Source organism: bacterium (assembly GCA_037131655.1).
GTDB lineage: Bacteria > Armatimonadota > Fimbriimonadia > Fimbriimonadales > JBAXQP01 > JBAXQP01.
Map to the genome: position 1 here is coordinate 1 of JBAXQP010000465.1, position 1,656 is coordinate 1,656.

The following is a 1,656-nucleotide window of genomic DNA, read 5'->3' on the forward strand; positions in this document are numbered from 1 at the left end:
AGAGAAAAAGCGCGTCAGGTGACGTGTATCTCAAACCAAGGGCAAATCAGCAAAGCTTTGTTTACTTATTTGTCAGATTGGAACGAGAAGTTCCCCTATAGCCGTTTCCGCGATAACCCGAATGACGGTTCATCTTACCAATATCGTTACAATTGGCGTCGCGCTATTTGGAGCTATGTGAAGAATTATGCGTCAAGGGAATGCCCTTCAAATAAGTGGGCTCTTTTATCTCAAAGCGATGTATGGAATCTGGGCACCACGCCAGGAGATGAAACGAATCGCAATTATCCAAAAGCTCAGTGGATACCTGCGAGTTATGCTGTGAACGGATGGTATTTTCATGAAGGACGCTTGAGCCCCGCACGGCCAAGAAATTACGCGGAAATCCAAGCACCCGCAAGCCTTATTATGCTGGTCGAATCTAGGCTAAAAGTACCAGATTTAAATTATTATAACCAAGGCAGCATGCTAACGGATCCAAGGACAAAACTACTTGTCGCTGGTTTCAATGTTCACGGGGGAAAGATCATGAACTGGGCCTTTTGCGATGGTCACGTTCAAGCTCTTAATCTTCGCAGAACTATTTATCCCTCTCAAATGTGGTCTGATGTTGCTAAAGATCAAGCTGCCACAGAAGCATGCTGGACCACTGATAATTGTTCCGAGCCTTGGGGTGGCCGCTGCACTGGCAAAGCTTGGGGAAGCTACGCAGAGTATATGTAATGGCTTTCCATACTCCCTAATTCGCCACAATATTAACTAGTTTCTTTGGCACTACAATCACTCGGCGTATTGTTTTGCCTTCGGTGTGAGTTATGATCTTGGGGCTGGCTAGGGCTAGGCGTTGGAGATCCTCGTCGGTGGTGTCGATGGGGACGTAGATTGTATCTCTGAGCTTGCCATTAACCTGAATGGCGATTGTTACATCTTCTTCCGCAGCAAGCGCATCCTCGGCTTTTGGCATCGGATAGTTGAACGTAAAGCCTGGGATGTCATATTCCTCAAGCATCTCATCCGCTAGATGCGGCGCGATAGGCGCAAGGGTGAAGATGAGATATTCAGCAGCTTCACTCATAGCAGCGCGGTCGGCTTCATTACCTGCTTTGAAATCGCTCATGACATTAACCCATTCCATAATCCTGGCAACGGCAGTATTGAATCGGAACTCCTCGATATCACTTTGAACCTGTCGTAGGGTCTGGTGGGTCTTACGACGTAGCGCTTTGATTTCTGTGGTTGTCTCTGCCAGAGCTATCGACACGCGCCATGACATATCATAAGAGGGCCTGAATTCGGTCAGCAGTCTCCAAACACGCGAAAGGAACCGATAAGCTCCCTGCACGCCCTTGTCATCCCACTGAATGGCCTGATCAAAAGGAGCTACGAACAGTTCATACACTCGCAGGGCATCTGCTCCGTATTTATCGGCGACCTCATCGGGCGTGACCACATTACGGAGTGATTTGGACATTTTGACGTATTTCCAAGTTGTCTTGTCCGATGGGTAGGTTTCGCGCTCTTCAGGGGTAAGGGGAACCCACTCGCTTCCGGTTTCATCGTCTTCGACTTCTTTAACTTCATCATCAAAAGCAGGTCGGCCTGGGGTATTGGCGAGAAGCATTCCCTGATTGCGCAGTTTCGCGAACGGCTCATCAA

The 1,656-nt window shown here is 48.4% G+C and carries 2 protein-coding genes; one reads left to right on the plus strand and one right to left on the minus strand.

The window, feature by feature from the left end:
• The coding region (locus WCO51_13650) for a DUF1559 domain-containing protein (protein MEI6514298.1) at positions 1-723 on the plus strand (723 nt) is incomplete at its 5' end.
• A gap of 16 nt (positions 724-739) precedes the next feature.
• On the opposite strand, the gene WCO51_13655 is transcribed toward WCO51_13650, so the two are convergent.
• Positions 740-1,656, minus strand: a 917-nt coding sequence (locus WCO51_13655) for a class I tRNA ligase family protein (GenBank protein MEI6514299.1), incomplete at its 5' end; no start/stop codon positions are given.